Origin of the sequence: Actinosynnema sp. NPDC023658, from assembly GCF_040639995.1 — a bacterium.
Lineage (GTDB): Bacteria > Actinomycetota > Actinomycetes > Mycobacteriales > Pseudonocardiaceae > Actinosynnema.
Genome location: NZ_JBFAAX010001024.1, coordinates 1 through 1,913 on the forward strand (window position 1 = coordinate 1; position 1,913 = coordinate 1,913).

3 protein-coding genes are annotated in these 1,913 nt (G+C 70.8%); 2 read left to right on the forward strand and 1 reads right to left on the reverse strand.

The window, feature by feature from the left end; all coding sequences use genetic code 11:
• Positions 1–476, reverse strand: a 476-nt coding sequence (locus tag AB0G02_RS37620) for an ATP-binding protein (RefSeq protein WP_360804503.1), incomplete at its 3' end; no start/stop codon positions are given.
• Positions 477–601: 125 nt separating this feature from the next.
• On the opposite strand from AB0G02_RS37620, the gene AB0G02_RS37625 reads away from it, so the two are divergent.
• Together AB0G02_RS37625 and AB0G02_RS37630 are read left to right on the forward strand one after the other, a co-directional pair.
• A complete protein-coding gene (locus tag AB0G02_RS37625) occupies positions 602–1,033 on the forward strand; it encodes an ATP-binding protein (protein ID WP_360804506.1) in 432 nt (143 codons plus the stop codon).
• Positions 1,030–1,821, forward strand: a complete 792-nt coding sequence (locus AB0G02_RS37630) for a SigB/SigF/SigG family RNA polymerase sigma factor (protein ID WP_360804509.1) — start codon at positions 1,030–1,032, stop codon at positions 1,819–1,821. The genes AB0G02_RS37625 and AB0G02_RS37630 overlap by 4 nt, the downstream gene beginning before the upstream one ends.
• Positions 1,822–1,913: the final 92 nt, after the last annotated feature.

The following is a 1,913-nucleotide window of genomic DNA, read 5'->3' on the forward strand; positions in this document are numbered from 1 at the left end:
CAGCCGTCGCGCGCGGTGACGTGCACGGGGTCGATCGCCGCCGGCGTGGCGTCGAGGAAGGCGCCGCGCGAGCTGTGCCGGGGCGCGAGGACCAGGGTGACGGTGGTGCCGTCGGGCCTGCGGTCGACGAGCACGTCGTCGACGTTCTCCCGCATCAGCAGCAGCCCCCGGCCGCGGGCGGACAGGGTGGGCGGCGGCACGCGCCAGCCGCCGTGGTCGGAGACGACGACCCGCACGCTGCCGTCCGGGCCCGCGTCGGCTTGGATGTGCACCACGCCGCACTCGCCGGGCGCGTAGGCGTGCTCCACGGCGTTGCTGGCCGCCTCGTTGACGGCGAGCAGCAGGTCGTACCGGTCGTCCTCGGACAGCCCCTCGGCGGTCAGCCAGGCGTCGAGCCGGGCACGGACCGCGGCGAGCTGCCCGGGCTGTGCCGGGAACTCGACACCCCACTGGTGGTCAGCGAGTTGATCGGTCAATGGCCCTCCCCGTCGCACCAGTCAGTCTTCCCGTCACACCCGTCGCCTACACGTGTGAGCGACGATCAATTCGGGTATCGATAGCTCCAGCAGCACAACGAGACAGAACGGACGACGAGGTGAGCGTGTCGCACACTGAGCCGCGAAGCGGTGAGTCGGAGAACGCCCTGGCCGGGGTGGAGTTGCGGATGGCGGCCGACCCCACGCAGCTGTCGATCGTCCGCGCCGTAGCGGCGGACATCGCCATGAGGCAGGACTTCGACCTGGACTCCATCGAGGACCTGAAGCTGGCGGTGGACGAGGCGTGCTCAACCCTCATCTCCCTGGCCGCGCAGGGCGCGGTCCTCAGCGCCCAGTTCGTCGTGGTGGACGGTTCGGTGCAGGTCTTCACCAAGGTGGACTCGCAACGGTCGGCGCCTCCTGACCGGGACAGCTTCGGCTGGCGCGTGCTGAGCGCGCTGGTTGACTCGGTCACGACGTGGGTCGCGCCGCAGGCGGACGCGTTCGAGGTGCACATCGACCTGGTCAAGCGGTCGTTGGGGACGGTGGATGCGTGACGAGGTCGGACGGGGGCACGACGCGGTCCGGTACCCAGGGGGACTACGACCACCTGGCGCCGCTGTTCGTCCGGCTCGCCGCCACCGCGAAGGACGACCCGCAGCGCGAGCGGTTGCGCGACGAGCTGGTGACCGAGCACCTGCCCGTGGCCAAGCACATCGCCCGGCGGTTCGGCCACCGCGGTGAGCCGCACGACGACCTGGTGCAGGTCGCGACGGTCGGCTTGATCAACGCGGTGGACCGGTTCGACCCGGAGCGGGGCAGCGACTTCCTGTCGTTCGCGGTGCCGACGATCATGGGCGAGGTCCGGAAGTACTTCCGGGACTCCAGCTGGTCGGTGCGCATGCCGCGGCGGCTCAAGGAGCTGCACCTGGCGATCAACGCCGGGTCGGCGCGGTTGTCGCAGGAGCTGGGCCGGGCGCCGACGCCGAGCGAGCTGGCGCAGCACCTCGGGTTGAGCCGCGAGGAGATCCACGAAGGACTGGCGGCGGGCAACGCCTACCACAGCGCGTCGCTGGACGACCTGCTGGTGGCCGACGACAGCTCCATCTCGCTGGGCAGCACGCTCGGTGAGGAGGACCCGGAGCTGGAGGCGATCGAGCAGCGGGAGGCGCTGCACCCGCTGCTGGAGAAGCTGCCGGAGCGGGAGCGCAAGATCGTGGTGATGCGGTTCTTCGGGAACATGACGCAGACCCAGATCGCGCAGAAGGTCGGGATCTCGCAGATGCACGTGTCGCGGCTGCTGGCCAAGACGCTGCGGCAGCTGCGCGACGGCCTGACCGAGTAGGTCCGGAGAGGACGGTCCCGCTGCACCGGTGGGATCCCCGCCGGGGGGCGGGACGGGATCCGGGAAGACGGATCCGACGGAGAACTGCCGAG